Genomic DNA, 26,592 nt, shown 5'->3' with positions numbered 1-26,592 from the left:
CTCCCGGGAGGTCTTCCTGTTTCTGATTGGGGGGTTCAGCGGGGTTCGTTTTCCATCCACCGGCGTTTGGACTGCTCCAGATGCGCATGCATCATCGCCTGGACGAGCAGCGGGTCGCGTGCCTGCAAAGCCGTGAGGATCGCCTCATGCTCGCGAAGCGCGAGATGCCAGGTCTCCGGCGTCTCGAAGCGTGTCCGCAACTGGGCCGAGATCGGACTATGGCGCTCATCGAACAGATCGCCGACGATCTGAGCCAGCACCGAATTGCCACCCTCCGCCGCGATGGTGAGGTGGAAAAGCCGATCCTGGTCGAGCGGCTTCCTGCCGGCTTCGATCTCGGCACGCATTGCGTCGAGCGTCTGGCGAAGCAGCGTCAGCCCTTCCTGAGAAATTCTTGCGGCAGCGGCAAGCGCCACCGTTCCCTCGACAGCGGCCCGCGCTTCCATGAGCTCAATCGGGCTCTCGCCCATCGAACCCGTCTGCAGCGGACGGCGCTCTGTTTCCGCGGTGATATAGATCCCGGACCCCATGCGAATTTCCACACTGCCCTCGATCTCCAGCGCAATCAAAGCCTCACGAAGGGAAGGCCGGGAGACGCCGAGTTGCTGCGCAAGGTCCCGCTCCGCCGGCAGCCGATCGCCTGCGGCGAAATGACCGCCCTGGATCAGGCCGCGAATTTGGTCCGCAATCTGCTGATAGAGGCGCCTTGGTTCCGTCGCCTTGATGGGTGCGTTCATGTTGCTGCCGCTGCTCTAATCTGGCCTTACCATAAGAGTGCTTTGCGTCGGTAGCAAGGCTGGTCAGGCCACTGCCACCGCCACTCCTCGCTCATTTCTCGGATCCTGCCAGTCGCTCTACGCAGTTGGCTTGACCAATTCCGGGAAACATCGTTAGCTTCATTGTCGTTCCGACCCGCTTCGGATCCGAAGAAGATCACACATCCATCGTCGGCTGCAATAGCGGCTTACAGGCAAGGCTTTCATGCTTACGATTACCTGCGATTCCCCCGGTACTCTCTCCCGCTCGGAGCGCGCGAAGCCCTTTCCGGGCGAGGGCGAGGTGCTCGTGAATATCCGGCGCGTCGGCGTCTGCGGGACCGACCTGCATATCTTCACGGGAAACCAGCCCTACCTCTCCTATCCCCGCGTCATGGGGCATGAGCTCGCTGCAACGGTCGAGGAGGCACCACCAGGAAGCTCTCTCCAGGCCGGCGACACGGTATCGATCATCCCCTACATCTCCTGCGGTCACTGCAGCGCCTGCCGCAAAGGCAAGACCAATTGCTGCCGCAACATCGGCGTGCTTGGCGTTCATCGGGACGGCGGCATGACGGAATATCTCAGCCTGCCGGAGCAGTTCGTCCTCAAGGCGGAAGGCCTGACCCTCGACCAGGCGGCCATGGTCGAATTCCTGGCGATCGGCGCCCATGCCGTCGCGCGCGCCACTGTTCAGCCTGGCCAGAAGGTGCTGGTGGTCGGCGCCGGTCCGATCGGCATGGCAGTGGCGATCTTCGCCCGGCTTGATGGCGCCGAGGTGACGTTCCTCGACGGACGCGCCGATCGGCTGGCCTTCGCTGCCAGGCATCTCGGCGCCTCACATACAGTTCAGCTTGGCGAAGCCGATCACCAAGCACTGTCGGAAATCACCAGCGGCGACTTCTTCGATGTCCTGTTCGATGCCACGGGCAATCCGAAGGCAATGGAACGCGGCTTCGGATTCGTCGGCCACGGCGGCGCCTATGTGCTGGTGTCGATTGTCGCCAGCGACATCACCTTCTCGGATCCCGAGTTCCACAAGCGCGAGACCTCGCTGCTCGGCAGCCGCAACGCAACGGTGGCGGACTTCGAACGGGTCATGGAGGCGATGCGGGCCGGCGAAGTGCCGGAGGCGCTGGTCACGCACCGGATGACGCTTTCCGAGGTGCCGGAGCGTTTTGCGGCCCTTACAGATCCTGCCGCCGGTGTCGTGAAGGCGATGATCGAGGTGTGAGGACGGAGCCGCTACCCACGGGACTGCACAGGCCGTAGAAGATAACTGAGGGCGGGCGTGGAAAGTGCCGTCTACCGCCTTCACCGCCGCGACATTTGAGGAATGACATGACGAAGACCCTTCAAGGAAAGACCGTTCTCATCACCGCCGCCGGCCAGGGCATCGGCCGGGCTTCGGCGATCGCCTTTGCCGAGGCCGGAGCCGTGGTGCATGCCACCGACATCAATGACCGGGCGCTCGCTGAACTGCCAAAGCTCGAGAACCTGAAGACACCCCGGCTCGACGTCCTCGACGAGACCGCCGTGAAGGCCGCCGTTGAGAAGATCGGCCAGGTCGACATTCTCTTCAATTGCGCCGGTGTCGTCCATGGCGGATCCATCCTGGAGATGAAGGACAGCGATCTCGACTTCGCCTTCGATCTCAACGTCAAGGCAATGATCCGCACGATCCGGGCAGTGCTGCCCGGCATGCTGGAGCGCAAGGACGGGGCGATCATCAACATGTCGTCCGTCGCGTCCAGCATCAAGGGCGTGCCCAACCGCTTTGCCTACGGCACGACGAAGGCAGCCGTGATCGGCCTGACGAAGCATGTTGCCGCCGACTACGTGACGCAGGGCATCCGCTGCAACTGCATCTGCCCCGGGACCGTTGAAAGCCCGTCGCTGCAGGAGCGCATGCGGGCGCAGGGCGACTACGAGGCTGCTCGCGCGGCCTTCATCGCACGCCAGCCGATGGGCCGCCTCGGCTCGCCGGAAGAAATCGCGGACCTCGCCGTCTATATCGCTGGCGCCACCTACACGTCCGGCCAGGCCTTCTGCATCGACGGCGGCTGGACCATCTGACCCTTCACCGACGACAGAGACTGCCATGACCCGCATTACCGATCTTCGCGTCTTCGACCTGCGCTTCCCGACTTCGCAGAGCCTCGACGGCTCCGACGCGATGAACCCGGATCCCGATTACTCGGCAGCCTATGTCATCCTCGATACCGAAAGCGAAGGGCTGTCGGGCCATGGCCTGACCTTCACCATCGGTCGCGGCAACGACATCTGCTGCATGGCAATCAAGGCCATGCGGCATCTCGTGGTGGGGCAGGAGCTCGACGCATTCCGCCAGGACCCCGGCAAGTTCTGGCGGCACCTGACCAGCGACAGCCAGCTGCGCTGGATCGGCCCCGACAAGGGCGCCATGCACCTGGCCACAGGGGCAGTCGTCAACGCATTCTGGGACCTGCTTGCCAAGCAGCAGGGCAAGCCGGTCTGGCAGCTGGTGTCGGAACTTTCGGCAGAGGAAATCGCCGATATCGTCGACTTCCGCTATCTCACCGACGTGCTGACGCGCGACGAGGCCGTCGCCATCCTGAGACAAGCCGAGACCGGCAAGGCGAAGCGCATCGCGACGCTGAAGCAGGAAGGTTATGCCTGTTACACGACGTCTGCGGGCTGGCTCGGCTATCCGGAAGAGAAGCTCCGCCGCCTCTGCCAGGAAGCCGTCGATGCCGGCTTCAACCACGTCAAGATGAAGGTCGGCCGGGACCTTGAGGACGACATCCGCCGCCTGACCATCGCCCGCGAGGTGATCGGCCCGGATCGTTACCTGATGATCGATGCCAACCAGGTCTGGGAGGTCGACCAGGCGATCGACTGGGTGAAGAAGCTCGCCTTCGCCAATCCCTTCTTCATCGAAGAGCCCACGAGCCCGGATGACGTCGCCGGACACCGCAAGATCCGCCAGGCCATCGGCCCGGTGAAGGTCGCCACCGGCGAGATGTGCCAGAACCGCATCATGTTCAAGCAGTTCATCGCCGAGGGCGCGATCGACATCGTGCAGATCGATTCCTGCCGCATGGGGGGCCTGAACGAGGTGCTGGCGGTGCTGCTGATCGCCGCCAAGTACAACCTGCCGGTCTGGCCGCATGCGGGCGGCGTCGGTTTGTGCGAATATGTTCAGCACTTGTCGATGATCGACTACGTTGCCGTCTCGGGTACCAAGGAAGGCCGGGTGATCGAATATGTCGACCACCTGCACGAGCACTTCATCGATCCCTGCGTCATCAAGAACGCTGCCTACATGCCGCCACCGCGGCCGGGCTTCTCCATCGAGATGAAGCCGGAGTCTATCGCGGAGTATGCCTTCAAAGGCTGACAAGCCTCCGCTGACGAAAAAGCCCCTCGGTCCGACTGGAGCGAGGGGCTTTCGGTTCGTAGTCCGGTGATGGCCTCAGAGCCGCCCCGCCTCGATCTCCGCCAGCTTGGCGTTGACCAGGTCACGCCACGCCCGATTATCGATCAGCGCCTGCGGGAAGAGCCCCGGCAGCGCGAAGAAGGGTGCCGAGGCATCATCGCTCGCGGGTTCAGCCGCCGCACGGCGCAGTTCCTCCCGGCGCGGATCGTCAATGTCCGGCGTCCTCTTGGCATAGGCGATCCAGAGAGCCGTCGCGAGCGCTGCAGTATCCGCGTCCTCACCCTTCGCCAGCGCCTCGACCGTTCCGGCAAAGATGCGTTGCGGCAGTTTCTGGCTGCCGTCCATGGCGATCTGCTTCGTCCGGTGCGCGATCGTGGGGTTCTCGAAGCGCTCGATCAGCTGGTCGATGTACTGGTCAAGGTCGATACCGGGAACGGGATCCAGCGTCTTGCGGGCGGCCTGCATGTGCCGGCGCGCGAGGTCGCGATACTCCGGAACGGCCATAACGTCACGGACATATTCCAGACCCTTCAGCTGGCCGAGATAGGCGATCATCGAGTGGGCGCCGTTGAGGAGGCGAAGCTTCATCTTCTCGTAGGGCTCTACGTCATCGACGAAGAGAGCGCCGGCCTTGTCCCAGGCCGGATGACCGGAGATGAAGTGATCCTCGATCACCCATTGCATGAAGGGCTCGGTTTCCAGCGACAGCGAATCCTCGGCCCCCAGCAGACCGGCCGCCCGTGCTCGACCCTCGTCTGTCGCGGCCGGGACGATGCGATCGACCATGCTCGACGGGAAGGCGCCATGGCCGGAGATCCAGTTGGCAAGTGTCGGATCGCGGGCACCGGCCATCTCGATCACCAGGCGGCGGACGATCCGGCCGTTGGTCGGCAGGTTATCGCAGCAGAGTACGGTGAAGGGCTCCTGGCCGGCTGCATGACGGCGCGCAAGGCCCTCGACGATATAGCCGATGACGCCGACGGGCGCGGTCGGATTGGCGAGATCGGCCGCCACTGCCGGATGGTTGCGATCCAGGCCGCCCGTTCTCGGGTCGAGTCCGTAGGCTTTTTCGGTCACCGTGATCGTGACGATCTTGATCGCCGGATCGACGAGCAGCGCCAGAAGCTCCTCGCGGTCCTCCACCGCCGAAATGCCATGGATGATGGAGCCGACTACCTGCACGCTTTCACCCGCACCGCTGCGGGTCACGACGGAATAGAGATGATCCTGCGCCTTGAGATCGCGAGCGATATCGAGCGACCGCAGGCTGACGCCGACAATGCCCCAGTCACCTGGTTCCTTGGCCAGCGCCAGGTCGTTGTAAACCGCCTGGTGCGCGCGATGAAATGCACCGAGCCCGATATGCAGGATGCCGGGCTTCAGCGTCTTCGGGTCGAAGGCGGGCTTGACGACGGATCCGGCGAGCGGGGTCGAGGCTGACAGTCTTTCCATGATCAGGACAATCCGTATCTGGAGTGGCTAAGCGCGCGTTCGATACCGCGCAGTTCGGCGAGGCCCTTCAGCCGGCCAATGGCCGGATAACCGGGCTGGGCGCCGCGGGTGAGGTCGTCGAGAATTTCCTGGCCGTGGTCAGGACGCATCGGGATCTCGTGATCAGCGCGGCCTTCCGCCTGGCGGCGCTTCTCCTCGGCAAGCAACTCGGCGATGACGGCCACCATGTCGGTATGGCCTTCAAGATGCTCGTCCTCGAAGAAGGAGCAAGGGGTAGTCTCCTCGTCCCGGTGAACGTTGCGCAGGTGGACGAAGTGGATTCGCGGAGCAAGCTTCTTCACCATGGCCGGCAGATCGTTGTCGCCGCGGGCGCCGAGTGAACCCGTGCAGAAGGTGACGCCGTTCGCCCGGCTGTCCACCTTGTTCAGCATGTGGAGGTAGTCAGCCTCGGTGGAAAGGATGCGCGGCAGGCCGAGCAGCGCCCATGGCGGGTCGTCCGGATGGGCGCAGATATTAATGCCGACCTCTTCGGCAACGGGCGTCACTTCCGACAGGAAGTCCACCAGATGCTGCTGCAGCTTGTCGCGGCTGATGCCGTCATAGGTCGCGAGATGGTCGCGCAGCTGCGGCAGCGTGTATCCGTCAGCCGAGCCCGGCAAGCCAGCTCCGACATTCTTCGAGAGCGCCTCCCGACGATCTTCCAGCATTTCTGCAAAGCGTCTTGCCGCTTGCTCGCGCAGGCCCTCATCATAATCCTCCGCCGCACCCGGACGCTCCAGCAGGTGGATGTCGAAGGCAACGAAGTCGATCAGGTCGAAACGCATCGCCCGTGCCCCATGCCGCGTCGGCCAGCGAAGATCAGTGCGGGTCCAGTCGAGCACCGGCATGAAATTGTAGCAGACGGTGCGGATGCCGCTGGATGAGAGGCGGCGGAGCGTCTCCTGCCAGTTTGAAATGTGCTGGCGCCAGTCGCCGGTCTGGGTCTTGATGCTTTCGGAAACCGGCACGCTCTCGACCACGTCCCAGAACAGCCCGCCCGCCTTGATCGCCTCATGGCGCTTGGCGATTTCCTCCACCGGCCAGACGTCCCCCGTCGGGATATGATGCAGGGCGCTGACGATGCCCTTGGCACCGGCCTGGGCCGCATCCTCCACGCTCACCTTGTCGACCGGGCCAAACCAACGCCACGTATGCCGCATGAAATATCCTCAGAGAAACGTCAGTTGAACCTTGCAGGCGGTGGCGCGGTCGCCGGCCTGCTCAAACGCCTTTACCGCATCCGTGACGGGAAAGCTGTGGGAGATGATCGGCCGCACGTCGATGTCGCGGCGGCCGATGAGATCCGCGGCCTGTGCAAATTCCTGATCGAACCGCTGGGTGCCGATCCAGTGCAGCTCCTTGCCAACCAGGGCATTGAGCGGCACCGTCACGTCGCCCGTCACACCGACCTGGACGATGAGCCCACGCGGCCGGACAGTCGCAAACGCTGTGCGGATTGCCGGTGCCGCGGCCGAGCACTCGAAGGCGACATCGAACTGCCCCTTGTCCTGCTCGAAGGCCGCGAGGGCCGCAGCATCCGTCGCCACGTTGATGGTCTGGTCGGCGCCCATGGCTCGGGCACGATCCAGCGCGGCATCGGTCAGGTCGGTCACCACAATCTTGGCCGCACCCGCGTGCCGGACCGCAGCCACCGTCAGCACGCCGATCGGGCCGGCGCCAGTGACGAGCACCTGCTTGCCGTTGAGGTCGCCGGCGCGCGCCACTGCATGCAGGCAGACCGCCAGCGGTTCGGCGCAAGCCGCCTCGCCCGCCGTCACTGTCTCGCCGACCGGCACGCACTGCCTCGCCGGCACCACCAGCCAATCGCGGAACATGCCTTGAGCATGCGGCAGGCGCATGGCGCTGCCCATGAACTGCATGTCGAGGCAATGGATGGGCAGGCCTTCCCGGCAGAAGCGGCAGTGTCCGCAGGGCTGGCTCGGATTGACGGAGACCAACTGGCCGACCGCCAGCCCAGAGACCCCCTCGCCCAGCGCCTCCACATAGCCCGCCGCTTCGTGCCCCGGAATGATCGGCTCCCGCACCCGTACCGGGCCGAAGCCGCCGTCCTGGTAGTAGTGCAGGTCGGAGCCGCAGATGCCACCGGCCGCCATCTTCAGCAGCACCTGACCCGCGCCGGGTGCGGCAACGGGCGCCTCCTCGACCTTCAGGTCCCGCTGGCCGTAAAGCCGGGCGAACCGTGCAAGCATCATCTGCCTCCTATCGCAGCAGGCCGAGCTGGGTCGGCAGCCAGAGCGTGATTGCCGGGATGAAGGTGATCAGCAGCAGGGCGACAAAGAGCGGGATCATCCAGGGAAGGATCGCCATCGCCGTTCGCTCCACCGAAAGCTTGGCAATCCGCGAAAGCACGAAGAGCACCATGCCGACGGGCGGCGTCAGGAGACCGATCATCAGGTTCAGCGTGAAGATCAACCCCATGTGGACCGGATCGATCCCGTAGCGAGCGGCAATCGGCATCAGGATCGGCACAAGGATGCTGATCGCGGCAATGGTGTCGAGGAAGGCTCCGACGATCAAAAGCAGCACGTTGACGATAATCAGGAAGGTCCACCAGTTGTCCGTCAGTGAGAACATGAAGTCGGAGAACAGCTGGGCCGCCTGACTGACCGTCAGGAGCCATGCGAAGATCGAGGCTGTCGTGACGATGAACAAAACCGAGGCCGTGGTTTCGATCGTGTCGAAGCTCGCCTTGGCCAGCGTTCGCAGCGTCATGGTGCGGTAGCGCACCAGGCCTAGGAAGAGCGACCACAGGACAGCGGCAACCGCGGCTTCCGTCGGCGTGAACCAGCCCATGGTCATGCCGCCGATCAGGAGAACCGGCGTCAGCAGCGCCATCACGGCGGAGAAATCAAAATACCAGTCGAGCGCAACCAGCGCGACCAAGGCGATCAGAACTGCGATGTTGATGGACAAGCCAGCCAGTATCAGAAGATAAACCGCCGCCGGGAAACTGAAGACGATCAGCACTTCCAACGAAGCCCCTGCGAGTCTTTTCAGTTCAAACGGCGTATCGGAGCCCCAGCCCTTGCGGTGGGCGAAGATGAAGACGGTCAACATCATCAGGCCCGTCATGACGAGGCCCGGCAGGATGCCGGCCATGAAGAGCGCGCCAATCGAAACATTCGCCATCATGCCGTAGATGACGAAGGGGAGCGACGGCGGGAAGATCGGGCCCAGCGTTGCCGATGCGGCGGTGACGCCGACGGCCGCCTCGACCGGGTAGCCGTGATCCTTCATCGCCTTGATCTCGATCGTGCCGATGCCGGCTGCGTCCGCGAGCGCAGTACCCGACATGCCGGAGAAGACGACGGAACCGATGATGTTGACCTGCGCCAGTCCGCCCTTCATCCAGCCGACCAGTGCCAGTGCGAAGGTGTAGATGCGGCCGGTGACGCCGGCGATGTTCATCAGGTTGCCGACGAGGATGAAGAAGGGCACGGCGATCAGCGGGAAGCTCTCGACGCCGGCGATCATCCGCTGGGCAGCGATGATGTCGGGCGCGACACCGTAAATGACAAGGTAAAGGAGAGAGGAGACGCCGAGCGATACCGCAATCGGCGCGCCGACGATCATGAGGGCAAGAAAGGACCCGATGAGAAGCAGCACTGGTCAGACCCCCTGAATGCCGGTTTCGTTCGCCTTTTCGCGAACCGTCTTGTCGTTGATCATGTCCTTGACGAAGTTCTGCACCGCACGCGCCAGCATCAGCGCGAAGGCGGCGAATACCGTATAGAAGACATAGCCGCGCGGCAGGTTGACCGTCACCATGCGTTCATTGCCGACGATGGCGATATAGCGCCACATCAGCCAGGTCGTGTAGGCGAAAAAGCCGATGACGATGAGGTCGACCAGGAGCTCGAGCGCGCGGCCGGCCTTGCGCGGCAGGAAACGATAGAGAATATCGACGGAGATGTGCCTGCACATGCGAACGCACATCACCGAGCCCAGGAACACGAGGACGACGAGGCAGTTGGCGGCGATTTCCTCGGTCCATGCCAGGCTGTTGTTCAGGGCGTAGCGGGTGAAGAACTGCAGGAAGACGGAGGCGGCCATGACCCAGAAGATGGCCATGTTGAACCAGTCCTCAAGCGCGTAAGGCGACAGGTCCACCGGACCCGCCTCCTCCTCGAAGGCATGGGCCATTTCCTCGACGCTGATGGGAGCGTGCTGTTGTTCGTTCATCGGAGAACTCCGCCACTCTGGGATGCGACGAGCGCCCGGCAGCGAGGCCGGGCGCTCCAGTTGCGTCGATTACTGGACGGCGCGGATGGCTTCCCAGTCGGCCTTGTCGTAGCCGAATTCCTCGAAGGTCACCTTTTCCATGACGGTCTTCTCGAAGTCGGACTTGTCGACTTCGGTCACCGTGATGCCGTCGGCCTTGAACTTGTCGACCAGCGCATTTTCACGCTCCTCGATGATCTTGGTGCTGCGCTCAGCGGCTTCCTGCATGACTTCGGTGAAAATCTGCTTGTCCTCGTCGGAAAGCTTGGACCACAGCATGCCGGAGACGACCGTGTTCAGGTGGTCGACAATATGGCCGGTGAGGACGATGTTCTTCTGGACTTCGTAGAACTTCTTCGCCTCGATCGTCGTCAGCGGGTTTTCCTGAGCCTCGACCGTACCGTTCTGGAGCGCCAGGTAGACTTCCGCGAAGGCGATCGGGGTGGTGTTGGCGCCGCAGGCGCGCGGCATGGCGAGGTAGGCCGGAACGTCCGGAACGCGGATCTTCAGGCCCTGCATGTCGGCGCACTTTTCGATCGGCTTGTTCGACGTCGTGTGGCGCGTGCCGTAATAGGTGACGGCGGTGATGTGGTTGCCGCCCGATGCTTCCTCATAGCCTTGAGCGAGCTTATTGAAGACGTCGCTCTTGGTGTAGGCGATCAGGTGGCTCGGATCGCGGAAGATGTAGGGGAAGTAGGTGACGCCGATCGGCGGGTGCTCGCGCGACGCGAAGCTGGAGCCCGAGATGATGATATCGACGGTGCCGAGCTTGAGGCCCTGGTTGATATCGGCCTCCTTGCCGAGCTGCGAGGCCGGGAAGACGTCGATCTTGTAGCGGCCGTCGGTGCGCTTGGCGATCTCTTCCGCCGCCCAGACCGATTCCGTGTGGAACGGCTCGGAGGTTTCGTAGACATGCGCCCACTTGAGCGCAGTCTGGGCATGGGCTCCAAGGGCCGATACCAGAACCGCGGCAGTGGCGCCGAGGATGGTGGAGAGTTTCAACTTCATTTTCATTTCCTCCCGGTTGAAGTCAAAGGTTGCTATTGGCCGCCCGCACATCTCCATGCGGCGGGTATGACGCTGTCGGCCGGCTCCTCGCCGAAACTTTCCGACAGGCGGATCTGGGACTGGTCGAGATGGGCGCGCATGGCGTTGCGTGCGGCCTGATGGTCGCCTGCGGCGATGGCGTCGCGGATGGCGCGATGCTCCTCCATGGCCGACTGCCAAGTCTTAGGGTTTTCGAAATAGCTCGCCAGCTTCTCGAAATAGGGCGTCAGGCGCAGGTCGTGGATGCTGCCGACGAAACGGTTGAGGGTGCCGTTGCCGATGATGCCGGCAACCGCGATGTGAAATTCGCGGTCGAGCTTCAGCGCCAGCGGGCGGTCGTCAAGGGCTGCGGCCATGGCGCCGAGGTTTTCGTCGAGCACGGCGATCTGGTCAGGCCGAGCCACGCGGGCCGCCTCTTCGGCAATGGCACATTCGAGGATGGCGCGGGCGCGCAGCAGCTCGAAAGGACCTTCCGCCTCGCCGGCCGGATGGGGTTCGGCCGCCTGGCGCGGAGTGGCGACGTAGACGCCGGAGCCCATGCGGATATGGACGAAGCCTTCGACCTCCAGCACGATCAGGGCTTCACGAACGGTGGGGCGGGACACGGCAAGCAGTTCCGCGAGCTCGCGCTCGGCGGGCAGCTTGGAGCCGGGGGCGAAATTGCCCTGCTCGATCAGGCTGCGCATCTGGTCGGCGACCTGGCGATACAGCCGGCGCGATTCAATGACCGAAAACATCCATCCTCCCGACGCACCCTCCTCGGCGCGTGACTGGTAAGCTGGCCTTACCAGTTGTGGAAGTCATATCTTGATGTCTGACAACCTGTCAATGGTATACCGTGGACGGAGTGGTGCGCAACGCAATTCCGGTTGGACCCGTACCAGGCACCTGCTCTACTCCGGCGCGAGGCGGGTGATGACGATGTGGGTGTCGCGGCGGAACGGGCCGGCGACAAGCCGGGCGTCGAAGGTGATCTCACGCATCAGCCCCGGCGTCAGGTCGTAGATCGCCACGCCCGCTTCCAGCGCCTCGACGCCCTGCACCACCGCTTCCGTGATCTGCCTGCCTGCGTCCGCCTGCCCGGCACCACTGGCGAGCGCGCTGGCGATTCCCTGGAGCTCCCGGCCAAGGCTTTCCGACGCCGCCTTCGGATCGGAGGTGATCTTCCAGACGAACATCAGGTCTTCGGAACCTTCGAGACGGGCGCCATAGGATTGCAGCACCGCCCCCTTGACCGGATAGAAGGCCGGCAGGTCGAGGCCGGTGGCGGTGGTGGTCGAGCCGTCCCTGGCGAAGGCGCGCAGATAGGCAATGCCGGTGACCCAGAGCGGTCGGAGAACGGCGGTGACGCCATCCGGATCGAACATCGGCAGGATCTGCGGCATGGCGGCCGCCGTGCGGCCACCCAGGCCGGCGGAGCGTTCGCCCACACGCCGCTTGATGCCGGCCCAATCGACCACCACCGGCGGACCGGCTTCCAGCATCTGCAGATCGAAGCTCTCGCCCTCGATCGCGCTTGCGATCAGGTAATAGGGGTCCTCGGCCGAACCCTCTTGATCGACGACGTTGCGGAGGGTGAAGCGGCCCGCCAAAAGGTCCGGCGGCCGTTTGCCGGTAAGGCGGATGACCACTTCGTGCGACCAGCTGCGGCGGTCGGTCCGCCCGTCGAACACCTGCTCCTGCGAGAACTCGATGCGGTAGACGAGGTCTTCACCGAGCCGCGGAAAGAAGCCGAGGCGTAGCGTGTCCCCTGCCGTCGCCTGCGCGAACGCTGCGCCGGCCCAGCCGACGAGAATGAAGAAGGCAATCAGCAATCGGCGCGACATGGGGTCACCTCACCTGCTTCCGCCCCACAGCCTAGGGGAAGCGCGGGTTTTCGGCAAGCAGGCGGCGGCCGTCACGAGGCCTCCCCGTCCTCCCCCGCCGGCCTGTTGGAGGCGCGGCCGTTGTATTTCGGGCCGTCATCCTCTTCCGGCGGGTAACCGAGCGCGGCGGGAAAAGCGGCGAGCACTTCCGGCTGGCGGGCACCGCGCGGGCCGACGCAGGGTGGAAAGGCATCGTGCCAGCGCGGGTCGCCGCTGTACTGCTTTTCCGACAGGAAGCCGCGGCAGGCCCGCGCCCGGCGGCAGGCGGGAACGTCGCAGGTCTTCCAGTAGCCGAGATAGCTCGTGACGCGCTGGGTGAGCTTCTGCCATTCCCGCGACTTCTTTCGCGGGGGGAGCCTGTTGAACTCGCCGCGGGTATAGCCGGGCAGGTAGGGCTCGTTGTCGTACTCCCGCCAGAGACGGAGCTTTTCTTCCTTGCTTTCGGCCATGGCTCATCCCCCTTTCCGGGCACGGGTTCGCGTTCACGCGGGTTGCATGTCTTCTGGATCTTGCTGGAGAGCCCACACGGATGCGGAACCTCACTTTGGTTTAGTCTGTGGCTCCGCATCCGCGTGGCCTTCGGCGTTCTTTCGGGGTGTCCAGCCCCTACAGGTGATCGCCTCGTCTCTCTGCGCACCGGGATGTCTCCCGGTGCTTGCACGGCTTTCCCGAACCGGACATGGCTGCCCGGGGGAGACTTGATAGGAGCGCTGCCTCATCAGCCCGCTCCATGGCTTTCACCTCTTCCACCCTCCCCGCACGTTACGGCTTGGATGGAAGCGCCGGCCCCCGCCTGCCCGCGACCGTCTCGCGAAACACTCCGGCGACGGAGGCGGGGGTATTATGGGAGCGGGTTTTATATGCGGGGACGATGGGGGAGAAGAAAAATCCCCTCACCTGCAAAATCTAGCACTTAGCCGTTGGCTAAGATGCTGATTTTGCTTCCTCTCCCACAGGGGGCGAGGAGGGGGTGCCGCATTGCTTGGCTGCGGGGCGTTCACGTGTTTGAGGGCGCGGCAGCGCCCTTTCTCTCCCACAAGGGAAGAGAAGCAGTTTACCTTCTCTTTTCGTCATCCTCGGGCTTGACCCGAGGATCCAAACCCAAGCCTTCTGCTTGACGAACACGCACCGGCCCCACCATCCTGCACGCATGGCGGGATATGTTTACATCGTCACCAACCACAAGCACGGGACGCTCTACATCGGCGTCACCTCAGACCTCGCACGCCGCGTTTACGAGCATCGCGAAGGACTGACGCCCGGCTTCGCCTCCAAATACGGCCTGACGCAGCTCGTCTGGTACGAGGAGCACTGGGACGTTCGCGACGCCATTCAGCGGGAGAAGACGATGAAGCAGTGGTACCGCAAGTGGAAGATCGCGCTGATCGAGGAGCGAAACCCGGGCTGGCGGGATCTGTATCTGGAGCTGTGGTGAGGGCTTGTGTCTGGATCCTCGGGTCAAGCCCGAGGATGACGAAAGAGAGGGGAGGAGCGAGGGAGCCAAAAGCCGACGCGGCGCTGCTGGATTCCTGTGACCGATCCCCGGATCAAGTCCGGGCACAGGAATGACGGAGGAGAGGCACTACCTCAGTCACTCCCCGACCGCACCTCTTCCACGGCGAGCGACCCCGCCGGCAAGGGGCGGAGGAGGTCGGCTTCGGGTTTGGTGAGATGGAGCCAGTGGCGCCAGTCCTCGGGCCGCAGCACCACGACCTGGCGGTCGTGGATGGGGGCGACGTCGGGGCCGGGGGCGGTGGTGAGCATGGTGAAGGCGGGGGGCTGGTTGCTCTTCTCCCCCTCGCCTGCTGCCTCGCGCCCCACATCCCGCCAAAGCCCGGCGATGCAAAGGAAGGGCGCGTCCTTCAGCGTGAAGCGGTGCTTGGCCTTGGGGTATTTCGTGCCGGTGAACTCGAAGAAGGCCGAGGCCGGGATGAGGCAGCGGCGGCTTTGCGCAAAGCTTCGGCCTTCCGAGCGGAAGTTGAACACCGGCCCGCCCTTCTTGCCCCCTTTGGCTGAAGCTGGCGGCGGGAAGCCGAAGCGCATGGACGACAGCGCCACTACGCCCTCGCCTTCCGCCCGCATCACCGGGGCGAGATCGCCGATCCGCACGTCATCCGCCCGGGGGAGATCCGCCTCGCTCTGATGCGGCGGGGCGGCAAGGCCTTGCTCCTCCAGCGCGCGGAGGTATTCGGCATAGCGGATGTGTTGTTCGTAGTCGTTGCACATGGGGGGTGAGGTAGGGCGGGAGGGGGTGGGTGGGGAGAGGCGATGGCAGGAGGGACGACAAGGTGGCGGGCTTGTGTTTGGATCCTCGGGTCAAGCCCGAGGATGACGAAAGAGAGGGGGTGCCATGGGTGCCCCAAGAGAGGGCGGAGCAAAAGGTCGCAGAACGGGTAGCGTAAGGTGTCTGAGGCATGGCCTCGTGTTTGTCGGCCAGATACTCCGGAAGGGAATTGGGCTGATCCGCGCGTTGCTAACGCGAACAGGAAGGAGAGGGTGCTGATGGGAGAAGACGGCCGGTCGAAAGACCCGAGGCCCGACTCGTTGCGGACTCCTCAGGTGAGACGTTGGTGATCGCGCGCCTCCACCGCAAACTTCTCTTGTGGCACCGGGCATCCCCCTCCCCATTCGTCATCCTCGGGCTTGACCCGAGGATCCAAACCCAAGCATGCCCGCTTGACGAACACGTACCGGCCCCACCATCCTGCACGCATGGCGGGATATGTCTACATCGTCACCAACCACAAGCACGGGACGCTCTACATCGGCGTGACGTCCGATCTCGCACGCCGCATCTACGAGCATCGCGAAGGACTGACACCCGGCTTCACCTCCAGATACGGGCTGACACAGCTCGTCTGGTATGAGGAGCACTGGGACGTCCGCGACGCCATCCAGCGGGAAAAGACCATGAAGCAGTGGTACCGCAAGTGGAAGATCGCGCTGATCGAAGAGCGGAACCCGGACTGGCGGGATTTGTATCTGGAGCTGTGGTGAGGGCTTGGGTTTGGATCCTCGGGTCAAGCCCGAGGATGACGAAAGAGAGGGAGGTGCCAAGGGCGCCTCAAGAGAGGCCAGAGCAAGGCTATGGCAGCAGATGGGATTTCACTTGCCGGTGGCCTTCGTAGAAAGTGGACTTTGCTAAACCGCATTGTCATCAAGTTGAAGCAACCAGGACCACCAGCACCGACTTCCCGTATGGCACCGCGCGTCCCTATTCTCCTTCGTCATCCTTGGGCTTGACCCGAGGATCCAAACCCAAGAACGTTCATGTATGAAACGCGACATCAGGCACCTGTTCGACTCCACCATCGAGAAACAATATCGAAGCTTCGTGTCGACATCTGACGATACAGAAACTCTCGACGCGCAAGATCAAGATCGCCGGCGGAAGAAACTTCAGCATATTCTCGACACCGATCCGGAGTTCTACGTCCTCCATCGATGTACGAACATTGCAGCTACGTGGCTCTCACTGTTGGCAGTCGCCCTCGTGCAAGATCTCCCCGCAACCGGAGAAGAGGTTGAGCCAAGCACCGAGAAGCTTGCGGCAATTTCTTTCTTGTCGCGGCTGGCCAACGACTTGTGGGCAATTATCGAACTGGTAGAAGCAGGGTTTGATCTGCAGGCTAGAGCATTAACACGAGCATATCTGGAGCACGTGGATGTGCTGATCTGCTGCATCCATGACGAGCAATTAACCGCTCAGTTCGTAGCAGCGGTTGAACCTGATGAGGCCAATCAGTTTTGGCACCGACATGTCAGCAAGAACAAGATAAAGAGACGCGTATCGGACTTCGTGTCGTCGGTTATCGAGGCACCGGGCAGCCAAGTGGTCGATTTTCTCCGTGAGGATGCCGAGCTCGCCGGATCTATGCTTCTCCATCCGACAATCACTGCAGGGTTCGCGGCAGCATTCGGTATCGAAGAAGATGGGTACGATAGCTACCCAATATTCCCCAACCCCTTGGCTTCTTCTGCCGGGACGTTCAGAGGCATCCTGATACACCTTTTCTGGCTGTGGTTTGCGCTGGGCCCATTACCAAGGAAAGCTAATGGCCGCTGGAGGCCCCTGTTGACGAATCCCGAGTTATCAAACCACATAGCGATTGAGCGATTCTCGGTCTTGATATCGGAAATGCTTGGCTTTCTTCTAGAGTCTCACTTGCTGATGAGACCTGCTTCAACCGATGACTAGGTAAGCAAAAGAAAAGGCGGCCTAAGCCGCCTTCTCCACGTCACCATAGGGGTCGAACCGGCCGTAGAAGGTCTCGCCGTTGGCGGCCATCTCCTTCAAGAGCGGCGTCGGCTTGAAGTGGTCGCCGTAGTGGGCGGCCAGTTTCTCGGCCAGGTCCACGAAGATCTTTACGCCCATGCCGTCGATGTAGGAGAGCGTGCCGCCGGTATAGGGGGCGAAGCCGAAGCCGAGGATGGAGCCGACGTCGGCTTCGCGCGGGTCCGTGACGATGCCTTCTTCCACCGTGCGGGCGGCTTCGAGCGCGATCGTGACCAGGAAGCGCTGCTTCAGGACGTTGACGTCGACCTCCGAGGCCGGCTTCTGCGGGTAGAGGTCCTTCAGGCCCGGCCAGAGCGACTTCTTGGCAGGCTTTGGTGGATAGTCATAGAAGCCCTGGCCGTTCTTGCGGCCGCGGCGGTCGAGCACGTCGACCATCTTGTCGATGAGCGCCATGTGCTCCGGCTTCACCGAGTTCGGGCCGAGATCGGCGATCGAGGCCTTCATGATCTTCTGGGAGAGATCGACGGCCACCTCGTCGTTGAGCGACAGCGGGCCGACCGGCATGCCGGCCATCTTGGCGGCATTCTCGATCATCACCGCCGGCACGCCCTCAGCCAGCATGTCATAGGCCTCGTTGATGTAGCGGAAGACGCAGCGGTTGACGAAGAAGCCGCGCGTATCGTTGACGACGATCGGCGTCTTTTTGATCTTGCCGACGAAATCCAGCGCCATGGCGAGCGCCTTGTCGCCCGACTTCTCGCCAAGGATGACTTCGGTCAGCATCATCTTTTCCACCGGCGAGAAGAAGTGGACGCCGATGAACTGCTCCGGGCGCCTGGAATTCTCGGCCAGGCCGGTGATCGGCAGGGTCGAGGTGTTGGAGGCGAAGATCGCGGTTTCCGGGATGACGGCTTCCACCTGCTCGATGACGGCCTTCTTGACGGCGCGGTCCTCGAAGACGGCCTCGACCACGAGGTCGACATCGGAGAGCGTGGAATAGTCCGGGGTCGGGGTGACGAGGGAAAGCAGCTTCTCGCCGTCTTCCTTCGTCATGCGGCCCTTGCCGACCTGGTCGGAGACCAGCTTCTCGGAATGCGCCTTGCCCTTGTCGGCGGCCTCCTGGTCGCGGTCGATCAGGACAACGGGGATGCCGGCGGCGGCCGTGACATAGGCGATGGAGGCGCCCATGAAGCCTGCGCCGACGACGCCGACCTTCCTGATGTCCGTCTTCGGGACTCCGGCCGGGCGGCGGGCACCCTTTCCGAGCTCCTGCATGGAGACGAAGAGCGAGCGGATCATCGAGAAGGCCTCGGTGGTCTGCAGGATCTGTGTGAAATAACGCTGCTCGACCTTCAAGGCGGTATCGAAGGGCAGTTGCAGGCCCTCGTAGACGCATTTCAGGATGGCGAGCGCGCCCGGATAATTGCCGGCGGTCTCGCGGCGCAGGATGGCGGGTGCTGCCGGGAAGAGCTGGGCGGCTGCCGGCGTCCAGACGCCGCCGCCCGGAACCCTGAAGCCCTTCTCGTCCCAGGGGGCGACGGGCTTCAGGCCATCCTTGATCATCTGCTTGGCCGCCGGGATCAACTGATCCGGCTCGACGACCTGGTGGACGAGGCCCATGGCCTTGGCGCGCTGGGAGGTGAGCGACTGGCCGGTCGTCATCATCTGCAGGGCGTCCTGGGCGTTCGCCAGGCGCGGCACGCGCTGGGTACCGCCGGCGCCCGGGAAGATGCCGACCTTGACCTCGGGAAGCGCGATCTTGACCGCCTTGGAATTGGCGGCGACGCGGCCGTGGCAGGCGAGCGACAGCTCAAAGGCGCCGCCCATGCAGGTGCCGTTGATGGCGGAGACCCAGGGCTTGCCATTGGTCTCGATCTTGCGCCACAGCCAGGACATGCGGCCGGCGGCATCAAAGAGCTTCTGGACGGCCGACTGCGGATCCTTCGCCTTCTCCTCGGCGAGCATGGAGAACATCGACTTGATCATGGTGAGATCGGCGCCGCCGGAGAAGGAGGACTTGCCGGAGGTGAAGACCACGCCCTTGACGGCCTCGTCGGCGACGGTCGCGTCGATGATCTTCTCGATCTCGTCCATCACCTCGACGGTGAAGACGTTCATGGATTTTTCCGGCATGTCCCAGGTGACGAGGGCGATGCCGTCTGCGTCGGTTTCGACGGTGAAGTTGGTGTAGGTCATGATTGGTCTCCTCCCCGATCTCAGACGCGTTCGATGATGGTGGCGGTGCCCATGCCGGCGCCGATGCAGAGCGTGACGAGGGCGGTGTTGAGATCACGCCGCTCCAGTTCGTCTAGCACGGTGCCGAGGATCATGGCGCCGGTGGCGCCGAGCGGATGGCCCATGGCGATCGCACCGCCATTGACGTTGATCTTGTCGTGGGGGATGTCGAAGGCCTGCATGTAGCGCAGCACGACGGCGGCGAAGGCTTCGTTGAGCTCGAAGAGGTCGATGTCGGAAAGCGACATGCCGGAGCGCTTCAGGAGCTTTTCGGTGACGTCGACGGGGCCGGTCAGCATCAGCGCCGGATCGGAGCCGATATTGGTGAAGGCGCGGATGCGGGCGCGCGGCTTGACGCCCATCGCCTCACCGCCGGCCCTGGAGCCGATCAGCACGGCGGAGGCGCCATCGACGATGCCGGAGGAATTGCCGGCATGGTGGACGTAATTGATCTTCTCGACTTCCGGATGAGCCTGGATGCCGACGGCCTCGAAGCCGCCCATCTCGCCCGGCATCTGGAAGGAGGGGTTGAGCGAGGCCAGCGACTGCATGTCGGTGGTCGGGCGCATGTGCTCGTCCCGGTCGAGGATCACGAGGCCGTTCTGGTCCTTCACCGGGATGACGGACTTGTTGAAGTAGCCCTTTTCCCAAGCTTTGGCGGCGCGTTTCTGGCTCTCGACGGCATAGCCATCGACGTCGTCGCGGGAGAAGCCGTACTTGGTGGCGATCAGGTCGGCAGACACGCCCTGCGGCATGAAATAGGCCGGGAAGTTGACCGACGGGTCCATGTACCAGGCGCCGCCGGACATACCCATGCCGACGCGCGACATGGATTCGACGCCACCAGCGATGACGATGTCGTCGGAGCCTGCCGCGACCTTGCCGGCGGCGAAGTTGACGGCATCGAGGCCGGAGGCGCAGAAGCGGGAGATCTGCATGCCGGGGGCGGCGAAGGAATAGCCAGCCTCAAAGGCGGCAGCCTTGGGGATGACGGCGCCGGCATCCATGACCGGATCGACGCAGCCCATGATGATGTCGTCGACGGTGGACGTGTCGAGGCCGTTCCTGTCGCGGATCGCTTCCAGCGTCTTCGCCGCAAGGCGGACGGAGGGCACCTCGTGCAGCGATCCATCCTTCTTGCCGCGGCCGCGCGGCGTGCGGACGTGATCGTAAATGAAGACTTCGGTCATGGTCTCATCTCCCTGGGTGGCAATCGTCTTGCCAGAAATGTCATTCGGTGGGGAGGGTCTCGCCCTCCCCGTCCCTCTGCGGCGGAGGGGAAGGATCAGAACGCCTCGGCGGCCAGTTCCATCATGGTATCGGCACCGGTTTCGATGCGGGCCTTGCGCAGGGCCGTTTCCGGCATGATGCGCTCCATGTAGAATTTCGCGGTGACAAGCTTGTTCTTCAGGTAGTCCTCGCGCGGGTCGCCGGCGGCGATGCCCGCTTGGGCGGCCTTTGCCATTTTCGCCCACATGTAGCCGAGGGTGACGAGGCCGAAGAGGTGCATGTAGTCGGTCGAGCCGGCGCCGGCATTGTCGGGCTTGGCCATGGCGTTCTGCATGAACCACATGGTAGAAGCCTGCAGGTCGTTCAAGCCCTTCTTGAGCGCCTTGGTGAACGGCGCCATAGCCTCGTCGGCGCGGTTTTCCTCGCAGAAATCGCCGATCTCCTTGAACATGGCCATGACGGCGCGGCCGCCGTTCAGCGCAAGCTTGCGGCCAACGAGGTCGAGCGCCTGGATGCCGTTGGCGCCCTCGTAAATCATCGCGATGCGGGCATCGCGGACATACTGGCTCATGCCCCATTCTTCGATATAGCCGTGGCCGCCATAGACCTGCTGGGCCATGACCGCGTGGTCGAAGCCCTTGTCGGTCAGGACGCCCTTGAGGATCGGCGTCGCGAGGCCGAGCAGGTCGTCGGCGTTCTGGCGCTCGGCGGCATCTTCAGAACGGTGAGCGATATCGGACTTCAGGGCCGTCCACAGCATAAAGGCGCGGCCTGCTTCGTTGAAGGCCTTGATGGTCATCAACGTGCGGCGGATGTCCGGATGAACGATGATCGGATCGGCTTTCTTTTCCGGTGCCTTGGGGCCGGAAAGCGAGCGGCCCTGGATGCGCTCGCGGGCATAGGTAACGGCGTTCTGGTAAGCGGTCTCAGCGATCGACAGGCCCTGCAAGCCGACGCCGAGGCGTGCCTCGTTCATCATGACGAACATGGCGGCAAGGCCCTTGTTCTCGGCGCCGATCAGATAGCCGGTCGCCTCGTCATAGTTCATCACGCAAGTGGAATTGCCGTGGATGCCCATCTTGTGCTCGATGGCGCCGCAGGCGACGGAGTTGCGTTCGCCGACGGAGCCATCGTCGTTGACCATGAACTTCGGCACGATGAAGAGCGAGATGCCCTTGGTGCCTTCCGGGGCACCCTCGATGCGGGCAAGCACCAGGTGAATGATGTTGTCGGTCATCCCATGCTCGCCGGCCGAGATGAAGATCTTCTGGCCGGAGATCTTGTAGCTGCCGTCGCCATTCGGCACGGCCTTGGTGCGCAGGAGCCCGAGGTCGGTGCCGCAATGGGGCTCGGTCAGGTTCATGGTGCCGGACCAGGTGCCTTCAACCATCTTCGGCAGGTAGGTCTGCTTCTGCTCGTCGGAGCCGTGGACGAGGATCGCGGCGATCGCGCCCTGGGTCAGGCCCGGATACATCATGAGCGACATGTTGGCCGACGACATGTACTCGCCGACGGCGGCGTGCAGCGTGTAGGGCAGGCCCTGGCCACCGAACTCTTCCGGAACGGCAAGACCGATCCAGCCACCCTGGCAATACTGGTCATAGGCTTCCTTGAAACCCTTCGGCACGGTGACGGTGCCGTCGTCGTGACGCGTGCAGCCTTCCTGATCGCCAGACAGGTTGAGCGGGAAGAGCGCTTCCTCGGCGACCTTCGCGGCTTCGCCCAGGATCGCCTCGACCATGTCGGGAGAGGCATCGGCGAAGCCCGGCAGGTTGCCGTAGCGCTCCAGGCCGAGAACGTCGTTCAGTACGAAAAGGGTATCGTTTACCGGAGCCTTGTAGACAGGCATGGTCGAGCTTCCTCCATAAACCTCGCACGGACATGAGGGTCCGCCATCATGTCTCCCACAAATAATTGACGTTTGCGTAAACGTCAAACAGCGCTCACCGGTTTTTTTGATGCTCCCTCGCGAGGCCCCACCCCTGCCGGTCTTCCCGCGGCGAAGGCAAACGTAGCGCAAAGGTTAAAAAAGTCTGCCGGATTTAACGGCTTGTTTACCACGTTTGGCGAAATTGCACGTGGAGAAGGCCCGTTGGCAGCACCTGCGGCCGATCCATCAGAATTCCCGTCGCCAAGCCGGACAACCTGGAACGAGCAGCGAAATGAACGGTTCACGATCGACACATCCCCTTCACGGAGACAGATCGTCGCTAGACGCGCTGAACAGGACCATTGAAGGGCTGGAGGCGCGGCTGGAAGGGCTCATGCATACCCGGGACAATCCGCGTCAGTCGACCGGCGACAAGGGCCATCCGGCCAGGGCGCCGCAGTTGCCGCAGACAACGGCCCATCGCGATCCCCTGCAGGAAATCCGCGAGCGGCAGCGAAGCCTTGCCGGCACGCGAATCCCGGAAAGTGACCGCCGCCCGGCACCGGAGCGCACATCACCGTCATTTCGCCCTCCGCTCGAGCCGCGCAGGCCCGCACCGCGCGCCGGCGTAGCCGAAGCGGGCGCCACGCCGCGCTCCACTCCCATGCCGCAATCCGACGGTCATTCAATGCATGAGGTGGTGGAAGCGATGGCCGCCCTCCGCAAGGAGATCAGGCAGGATGTCGCCCAGGAGATCGCGCGCGAGATCGGGGGGCTACGATCGGAGATCGGCGGCCTTCGCACGAATTCCGGCCGACCCCACATCGACGACGATGTCAGGGCGGACCTTGCGCGCCTCGCGGACGGAATAGATGCGCTGGGTCACCGTGGCGGACCTGCAGCAGATGCGCTTCGCGACGAATACGAGCAGTTGCTGGCGGCGGTCGATGGACTGGCGCGAGAGGAGACGGTGCAGCGGCTGGACAGCCGGTGGGATGGGCTGGAGGAGCGCCTCCTAGACCTCGACCCCCATGCACTGCGCGAAGAACTCGTGGGCCTCGCCTATCGCATCGACGACATCAAGGGGCAGCTCGGCACCATGAGCGACAGCCCCGCCATCCGGGCGCTGGAGCAGAAGCTCGTCGCCGTCGCAACCGCGATGGAGCATCTCGGTTCGCGGATGCAGCCGAACGACGAAGCGTTGAACGAGCAGTTCGCCATTCTGGACGAGCGGCTCGACGAAATCAGCCGGGCAATTGCTGCAAGTGGCCGGGCTGCCTCCGCGCCGGCCATGGATTATGCGCTTCTCGAGCGGCTGGAAAACCGGCTCGGCTCACTGGCACAACAGATCGATGCCATGGCCGTCGGTGCGAGACCCGATGCGACACGGCTCCTGTCCGAGCGGATCGAGGGACTGTCCGAACGGGTCGAACAACTGGCCGGCGACCAGGTCCTGCGCCTGGAGGAACGGCTGGACCAGCTTTCGCAGATGCTGACCCAGACTTCCAGGGGGCAGGATGCCGACCTGGCCGACTTCCTGGGCGAGATCTCGAGCAAGGTTGACCGTCTGGGGCAAGGGGTAGGAAGCCACGACCTTGTCGAGCGGCTGGATCGCCTGACGCAGCAGATCGAGGAGATCGACTACCACCGGGCGCATGGCCAGCACTCGCCAGATCCGGCGGCATTCGACCGGATCGAGGACAGGCTGAGTGGCATCGCCGCCAGACTGGACGAGGCGACGCTTGCGCCGGCCGGCGACAGCGCCGCGCTGCAAAACCTGGAGGCGCAAATAGCGCACCTGTCGACGCTGATCAGCCAGCCGGGAAGCCATGCGGGTGCGATGCCCGAGATGGACAATCGGGTGACCCAGCTCGAGAACTATCTGGCGACAAACGACGAATATATCCTCGAAGCAGCAAGGCAGGCCGCAGAGGCCGTGCTCGAGAACTTTTCCCGGCAGGGCCATGGCCCGGCCAATCCCGTCGACATGAGTGCCGTGGCCGCCCTGGCCGAGGACCTTCGCCATCTGGAAGAACTGACCCGCAGCAGCGAAGAGCGATCACAGCATACGCTCAACGCGCTTCACAGCACCCTGGTGCAGATCGCCGACCGGCTCGATACGATGGAGGATCGCTTCACGCAGCCTCTTCCGCAACATTCGGCGACAGAGAAATGGCAGCAGGAGCCGAATGCGGCGCCCCGCATGCAATTTGCGGCTCCCGAGGCGACATCCCGTGCAGAGGCGCCGCGCGAAGCGGACCGGTTTCACGCCGACCTGTTGAACTCGCTGGCCAGCAGCACCGCCCATGCTGCCCCTGCCGCCTCCCGTCCGCCGGTCCTCGATGAAGACGCAGCGGCAGCCGACGCAATGGTGGACGAGTCGACCATTTCGCCCGAGGCGCCCGTCGCCGTGGGAGAGCCGGGTGAGGTGGAGAAAGGCGGGCTCCTGAACAAGATCACCAAGCGACTGCGGTCCGGCCAGAAGACGGCTGCCGCGGCACCTGGACGGACCGTCGTCGATCCTACACCCCCGCTCGCGCCAGTAGACCTATTGCCGGCCGAACAGCAGAACGAGCCTCTGGAGCCAGGCTCCGGCGCGCCGGACGTCCGCAAGATCCTCGAGCGAGTTCGCGCCAGCCAGGCGGCAGCCGCCGGACGGGGTCCGGTGACGGAGTCGGATCGCGCCGATTTCATTGCTGCGGCCCGCCGTGCTGCCAAGGCTGCAGCCCTGGAGACCGATCCGGCCACGGGCGGCGCCGACAGGGCCTCGTCCTCCGGAAAGGGCGGGGCCAGCAAGGCCTCTGCAAGCGCACTGACCCGGCATCGCCGGCCGATCATGATGGCGGTGGGCGCGGTCCTGCTGGTGCTGATGACCGTGCCGCTGGTCAGAACGTTGACCGGCGGGGGCGAGGTCCTTCCGCCGCCGCCCGCACCGATGGAAGCACCTGCCACCGACGCTCCGCCCGCAGCGTCCGAGGGCGCGGCGGAGACTGCTGCTGTGGCTGAAGCAGGACCGGAGGCGAAGGCTACCTCTGCTGTCCCGCTTGTTCCTGTTGAGGAACCGCCGGCCGAGGACGCGGCTGCTGACACGGGTACGGCCGCGGACCCGACAGAGGAGATCGCTTCCGATGCGGCCGCGGAACCAGAGGCGACCGCCACTGAACCGGTGGAGATTGTCGCAGCTGAAGAGGCAGCGCCTCGTATCGTGGTGCCTGCCTCGATCGGCCCGAAGCCGCTGGCGGAGGCGGCCGAGTCGGGCGATCCGCTCGCCCTGTTTGAAATCGGCGCTCGCTACACCGATGGCCGCGGCGTCGCGACGGATCTCTCCGAGGCTGCCAACTGGTACAAGCTGGCGGCCGACAAGGGCTTTGCGCCGGCACAGTACAGGCTGGCGAACCTTTTCGAAAAGGGGACGGGCGTCACCCGTGACGTGGACAAGGCAGTTACCTACTACGGGCAGGCGGCCGAGGCAGGCAATGCCAGCGCCATGCACAATCTTGCCGTTCTCCATGCCTCGGGGGCAACGGGCGAGCCGGATTATGCGACAGCCGTGGACTGGTTCAAGAAGGCTGCCGATCTCGGTGTCTCCGACAGCCAGTTCAACCTTGCTATTCTTTATGCCCGTGGCAATGGCGCTCCGCAGGATCTGGTGCAGTCCTACAAGTGGTTCGCAATAGCCGCGAAGGGCGGCGATCAGGATGCCGCCCAGAAACGCGACGAAGTGGCCAAGGCGATGCGTCAGGACCTGGTCCAGGCCGCGCGCGCTGCTGCCGACAGCTGGAAGGCGCAACCCCTGAGGGCAGAGGCCAACGAGGTCACGCTTCCCGACGGCTGGACCAACGGAACGCCGTTGACCACCGGCTCCGTCGATGTGGAAAAGGCGATCCTCAACATCCAGGCCATCCTCAACAAGAGCGGCTTCGACGCCGGGACGCCTGACGGCAAGATGGGGCCGAAGACGACGGAAGCGATCAAGGCATTCCAGACGTCCGTCGGACAGGAGCCGACGGGCAAGGTGAATGACGCGCTGGTGAAGGAACTTCTGAAGCGCAACGCATGAGCTGCCGGCGCTCCTCGCGCCGCCAGTGTTAATCACGATGCCACAAAAAGGCGGGAATGGCGGCATATCCCGGCCGCCTTCCGTTGACTAGGCACGGTATCGGGCGCAAGACAAAAGCTTCCGGAACCTGCCGTCGTGCAGG

Annotated in this window: 21 protein-coding genes; 7 read left to right on the top strand and 14 right to left on the bottom strand. The window is 63.8% G+C overall.

Annotated elements, in window-relative coordinates:
- Positions 1 to 35 precede the first annotated feature (35 nt).
- Entirely contained in the window at positions 36 to 737 is a 702-nt protein-coding gene (locus tag NT26_RS00680; protein WP_052636824.1) for a FadR/GntR family transcriptional regulator, read from the bottom strand.
- A 244-nt stretch (positions 738 to 981) separates the two neighbouring features.
- Here NT26_RS00680 and NT26_RS00675 point away from each other — a divergent pair, with 244 nt between their 5' ends.
- The 3 genes from NT26_RS00675 (at position 982) to NT26_RS00665 (ending at position 4,134) form a co-directional block, all read left to right on the top strand.
- Positions 982 to 1,989 (top strand): zinc-binding alcohol dehydrogenase family protein, encoded by a 1,008-nt coding sequence (locus NT26_RS00675; RefSeq protein ID WP_052636822.1) that lies wholly within the window; start codon positions 982 to 984, stop codon positions 1,987 to 1,989.
- Between the two features lie 107 nt (positions 1,990 to 2,096).
- Entirely contained in the window at positions 2,097 to 2,831 is a 735-nt protein-coding gene (locus NT26_RS00670) for an SDR family oxidoreductase (RefSeq protein ID WP_052636820.1), read from the top strand.
- A gap of 25 nt (positions 2,832 to 2,856) precedes the next feature.
- The gene (locus NT26_RS00665) at positions 2,857 to 4,134 is read left to right on the top strand and encodes an L-fuconate dehydratase (RefSeq protein ID WP_052636818.1); all 1,278 of its coding nucleotides are present in this window, start codon (positions 2,857 to 2,859) and stop codon (positions 4,132 to 4,134) included.
- 75 nt (positions 4,135 to 4,209) lie between these two features.
- Here the strand turns inward: NT26_RS00665 and NT26_RS00660 are convergent, their stop codons facing one another.
- The 9 genes from NT26_RS00660 to NT26_RS00620 form a co-directional block, all read right to left on the bottom strand.
- Positions 4,210 to 5,628 (bottom strand): mannitol dehydrogenase family protein, encoded by a 1,419-nt coding sequence (locus NT26_RS00660; RefSeq protein WP_052636816.1) that lies wholly within the window; start codon positions 5,626 to 5,628, stop codon positions 4,210 to 4,212.
- A complete protein-coding gene (gene uxuA / locus NT26_RS00655) occupies positions 5,628 to 6,824 on the bottom strand; it encodes a mannonate dehydratase (protein WP_052636815.1) in 1,197 nt (398 codons plus the stop codon). The genes NT26_RS00660 and uxuA overlap by 1 nt, the downstream gene beginning before the upstream one ends.
- A gap of 9 nt (positions 6,825 to 6,833) precedes the next feature.
- On the bottom strand, positions 6,834 to 7,874 hold the full coding sequence (locus NT26_RS00650; RefSeq protein WP_052641633.1) for an L-idonate 5-dehydrogenase: 1,041 nt from the start codon (positions 7,872 to 7,874) through the stop codon (positions 6,834 to 6,836).
- Between the two features lie 10 nt (positions 7,875 to 7,884).
- Positions 7,885 to 9,291 (bottom strand): TRAP transporter large permease, encoded by a 1,407-nt coding sequence (locus NT26_RS00645; RefSeq protein ID WP_052636813.1) that lies wholly within the window; start codon positions 9,289 to 9,291, stop codon positions 7,885 to 7,887.
- Positions 9,292 to 9,294: 3 nt separating this feature from the next.
- Positions 9,295 to 9,867 (bottom strand): TRAP transporter small permease, encoded by a 573-nt coding sequence (locus NT26_RS00640; protein WP_052636811.1) that lies wholly within the window; start codon positions 9,865 to 9,867, stop codon positions 9,295 to 9,297.
- A gap of 69 nt (positions 9,868 to 9,936) precedes the next feature.
- Positions 9,937 to 10,914 (bottom strand): sialic acid TRAP transporter substrate-binding protein SiaP, encoded by a 978-nt coding sequence (locus tag NT26_RS00635; protein WP_052636809.1) that lies wholly within the window; start codon positions 10,912 to 10,914, stop codon positions 9,937 to 9,939.
- Between the two features lie 32 nt (positions 10,915 to 10,946).
- Positions 10,947 to 11,690, bottom strand: coding sequence for a FadR/GntR family transcriptional regulator (locus NT26_RS00630; protein ID WP_052636807.1), 744 nt, complete (start codon positions 11,688 to 11,690; stop codon positions 10,947 to 10,949).
- Between the two features lie 156 nt (positions 11,691 to 11,846).
- A complete protein-coding gene (locus NT26_RS00625) occupies positions 11,847 to 12,779 on the bottom strand; it encodes a hypothetical protein (RefSeq protein ID WP_052636805.1) in 933 nt (310 codons plus the stop codon).
- Positions 12,780 to 12,850: 71 nt separating this feature from the next.
- Entirely contained in the window at positions 12,851 to 13,267 is a 417-nt protein-coding gene (locus tag NT26_RS00620) for a hypothetical protein (protein ID WP_052636804.1), read from the bottom strand.
- Between the two features lie 701 nt (positions 13,268 to 13,968).
- Here NT26_RS00620 and NT26_RS00615 point away from each other — a divergent pair.
- Positions 13,969 to 14,253, top strand: coding sequence for a GIY-YIG nuclease family protein (locus tag NT26_RS00615; protein ID WP_052636803.1), 285 nt, complete (start codon positions 13,969 to 13,971; stop codon positions 14,251 to 14,253).
- 152 nt (positions 14,254 to 14,405) lie between these two features.
- Here NT26_RS00615 and NT26_RS00610 read toward each other — a convergent pair whose 3' ends face one another.
- Entirely contained in the window at positions 14,406 to 15,044 is a 639-nt protein-coding gene (locus NT26_RS00610) for an SOS response-associated peptidase (protein WP_052636801.1), read from the bottom strand.
- A gap of 486 nt (positions 15,045 to 15,530) precedes the next feature.
- On the opposite strand from NT26_RS00610, the gene NT26_RS00605 reads away from it, so the two are divergent.
- The gene (locus NT26_RS00605) at positions 15,531 to 15,815 is read left to right on the top strand and encodes a GIY-YIG nuclease family protein (RefSeq protein WP_052636799.1); all 285 of its coding nucleotides are present in this window, start codon (positions 15,531 to 15,533) and stop codon (positions 15,813 to 15,815) included.
- A gap of 277 nt (positions 15,816 to 16,092) precedes the next feature.
- Complete coding sequence (locus tag NT26_RS00600; protein ID WP_052636797.1) at positions 16,093 to 17,016, top strand: hypothetical protein; 924 nt, start codon at positions 16,093 to 16,095, stop codon at positions 17,014 to 17,016.
- Positions 17,017 to 17,037: 21 nt separating this feature from the next.
- Here NT26_RS00600 and NT26_RS00595 read toward each other — a convergent pair whose 3' ends face one another.
- From NT26_RS00595 to NT26_RS00585, 3 genes are all read right to left on the bottom strand, one after another.
- Positions 17,038 to 19,251, bottom strand: coding sequence for an FAD-dependent oxidoreductase (locus NT26_RS00595; protein WP_052636795.1), 2,214 nt, complete (start codon positions 19,249 to 19,251; stop codon positions 17,038 to 17,040).
- A 20-nt stretch (positions 19,252 to 19,271) separates the two neighbouring features.
- A complete protein-coding gene (locus NT26_RS00590) occupies positions 19,272 to 20,480 on the bottom strand; it encodes an acetyl-CoA C-acetyltransferase (RefSeq protein ID WP_052636793.1) in 1,209 nt (402 codons plus the stop codon).
- 95 nt (positions 20,481 to 20,575) lie between these two features.
- Entirely contained in the window at positions 20,576 to 22,369 is a 1,794-nt protein-coding gene (locus NT26_RS00585) for an acyl-CoA dehydrogenase C-terminal domain-containing protein (protein ID WP_052636791.1), read from the bottom strand.
- A 313-nt stretch (positions 22,370 to 22,682) separates the two neighbouring features.
- On the opposite strand from NT26_RS00585, the gene NT26_RS00580 reads away from it, so the two are divergent.
- Positions 22,683 to 26,450 carry a peptidoglycan-binding protein gene (locus NT26_RS00580; protein ID WP_052636789.1) on the top strand — a complete coding sequence of 1,256 codons (3,768 nt, stop codon included), beginning with the start codon at positions 22,683 to 22,685 and terminating at the stop codon, positions 26,448 to 26,450.
- Positions 26,451 to 26,592: the final 142 nt, after the last annotated feature.

The sequence above is a fragment of the Pseudorhizobium banfieldiae genome (genome assembly GCF_000967425.1).
Lineage (GTDB): Bacteria > Pseudomonadota > Alphaproteobacteria > Rhizobiales > Rhizobiaceae > Neorhizobium > Neorhizobium banfieldiae.
Note: the sequence above shows the minus strand (reverse complement) of the source record. Positions and strands in the feature narration are given on the sequence as shown.

What these genes read in the sequence shown, in the direction of transcription:
- NT26_RS00620 (WP_052636804.1), bottom strand. Translation starts at nt 13,267, where the DNA reads ATGGCCGAAAGCAAGGAAGAAAAGCTCCGTCTCTGGCGGGAGTACGAC.
- NT26_RS00675 (WP_052636822.1), top strand. Translation starts at nt 982, where the DNA reads ATGCTTACGATTACCTGCGATTCCCCCGGTACTCTCTCCCGCTCGGAG.
- NT26_RS00680 (WP_052636824.1), bottom strand. Translation starts at nt 737, where the DNA reads ATGAACGCACCCATCAAGGCGACGGAACCAAGGCGCCTCTATCAGCAG.
- NT26_RS00625 (WP_052636805.1), bottom strand. Translation starts at nt 12,779, where the DNA reads ATGTCGCGCCGATTGCTGATTGCCTTCTTCATTCTCGTCGGCTGGGCC.
- NT26_RS00605 (WP_052636799.1), top strand. Translation starts at nt 15,531, where the DNA reads ATGGCGGGATATGTCTACATCGTCACCAACCACAAGCACGGGACGCTC.
- NT26_RS00665 (WP_052636818.1), top strand. Translation starts at nt 2,857, where the DNA reads ATGACCCGCATTACCGATCTTCGCGTCTTCGACCTGCGCTTCCCGACT.
- NT26_RS00600 (WP_052636797.1), top strand. Translation starts at nt 16,093, where the DNA reads ATGAAACGCGACATCAGGCACCTGTTCGACTCCACCATCGAGAAACAA.
- NT26_RS00635 (WP_052636809.1), bottom strand. Translation starts at nt 10,914, where the DNA reads ATGAAGTTGAAACTCTCCACCATCCTCGGCGCCACTGCCGCGGTTCTG.
- NT26_RS00610 (WP_052636801.1), bottom strand. Translation starts at nt 15,044, where the DNA reads ATGTGCAACGACTACGAACAACACATCCGCTATGCCGAATACCTCCGC.
- NT26_RS00670 (WP_052636820.1), top strand. Translation starts at nt 2,097, where the DNA reads ATGACGAAGACCCTTCAAGGAAAGACCGTTCTCATCACCGCCGCCGGC.
- NT26_RS00640 (WP_052636811.1), bottom strand. Translation starts at nt 9,867, where the DNA reads ATGAACGAACAACAGCACGCTCCCATCAGCGTCGAGGAAATGGCCCAT.
- NT26_RS00580 (WP_052636789.1), top strand. Translation starts at nt 22,683, where the DNA reads ATGAACGGTTCACGATCGACACATCCCCTTCACGGAGACAGATCGTCG.
- NT26_RS00595 (WP_052636795.1), bottom strand. Translation starts at nt 19,251, where the DNA reads ATGACCTACACCAACTTCACCGTCGAAACCGACGCAGACGGCATCGCC.
- NT26_RS00590 (WP_052636793.1), bottom strand. Translation starts at nt 20,480, where the DNA reads ATGACCGAAGTCTTCATTTACGATCACGTCCGCACGCCGCGCGGCCGC.
- NT26_RS00585 (WP_052636791.1), bottom strand. Translation starts at nt 22,369, where the DNA reads ATGCCTGTCTACAAGGCTCCGGTAAACGATACCCTTTTCGTACTGAAC.
- NT26_RS00630 (WP_052636807.1), bottom strand. Translation starts at nt 11,690, where the DNA reads ATGTTTTCGGTCATTGAATCGCGCCGGCTGTATCGCCAGGTCGCCGAC.
- NT26_RS00615 (WP_052636803.1), top strand. Translation starts at nt 13,969, where the DNA reads ATGGCGGGATATGTTTACATCGTCACCAACCACAAGCACGGGACGCTC.
- uxuA (WP_052636815.1), bottom strand. Translation starts at nt 6,824, where the DNA reads ATGCGGCATACGTGGCGTTGGTTTGGCCCGGTCGACAAGGTGAGCGTG.
- NT26_RS00650 (WP_052641633.1), bottom strand. Translation starts at nt 7,874, where the DNA reads ATGCTTGCACGGTTCGCCCGGCTTTACGGCCAGCGGGACCTGAAGGTC.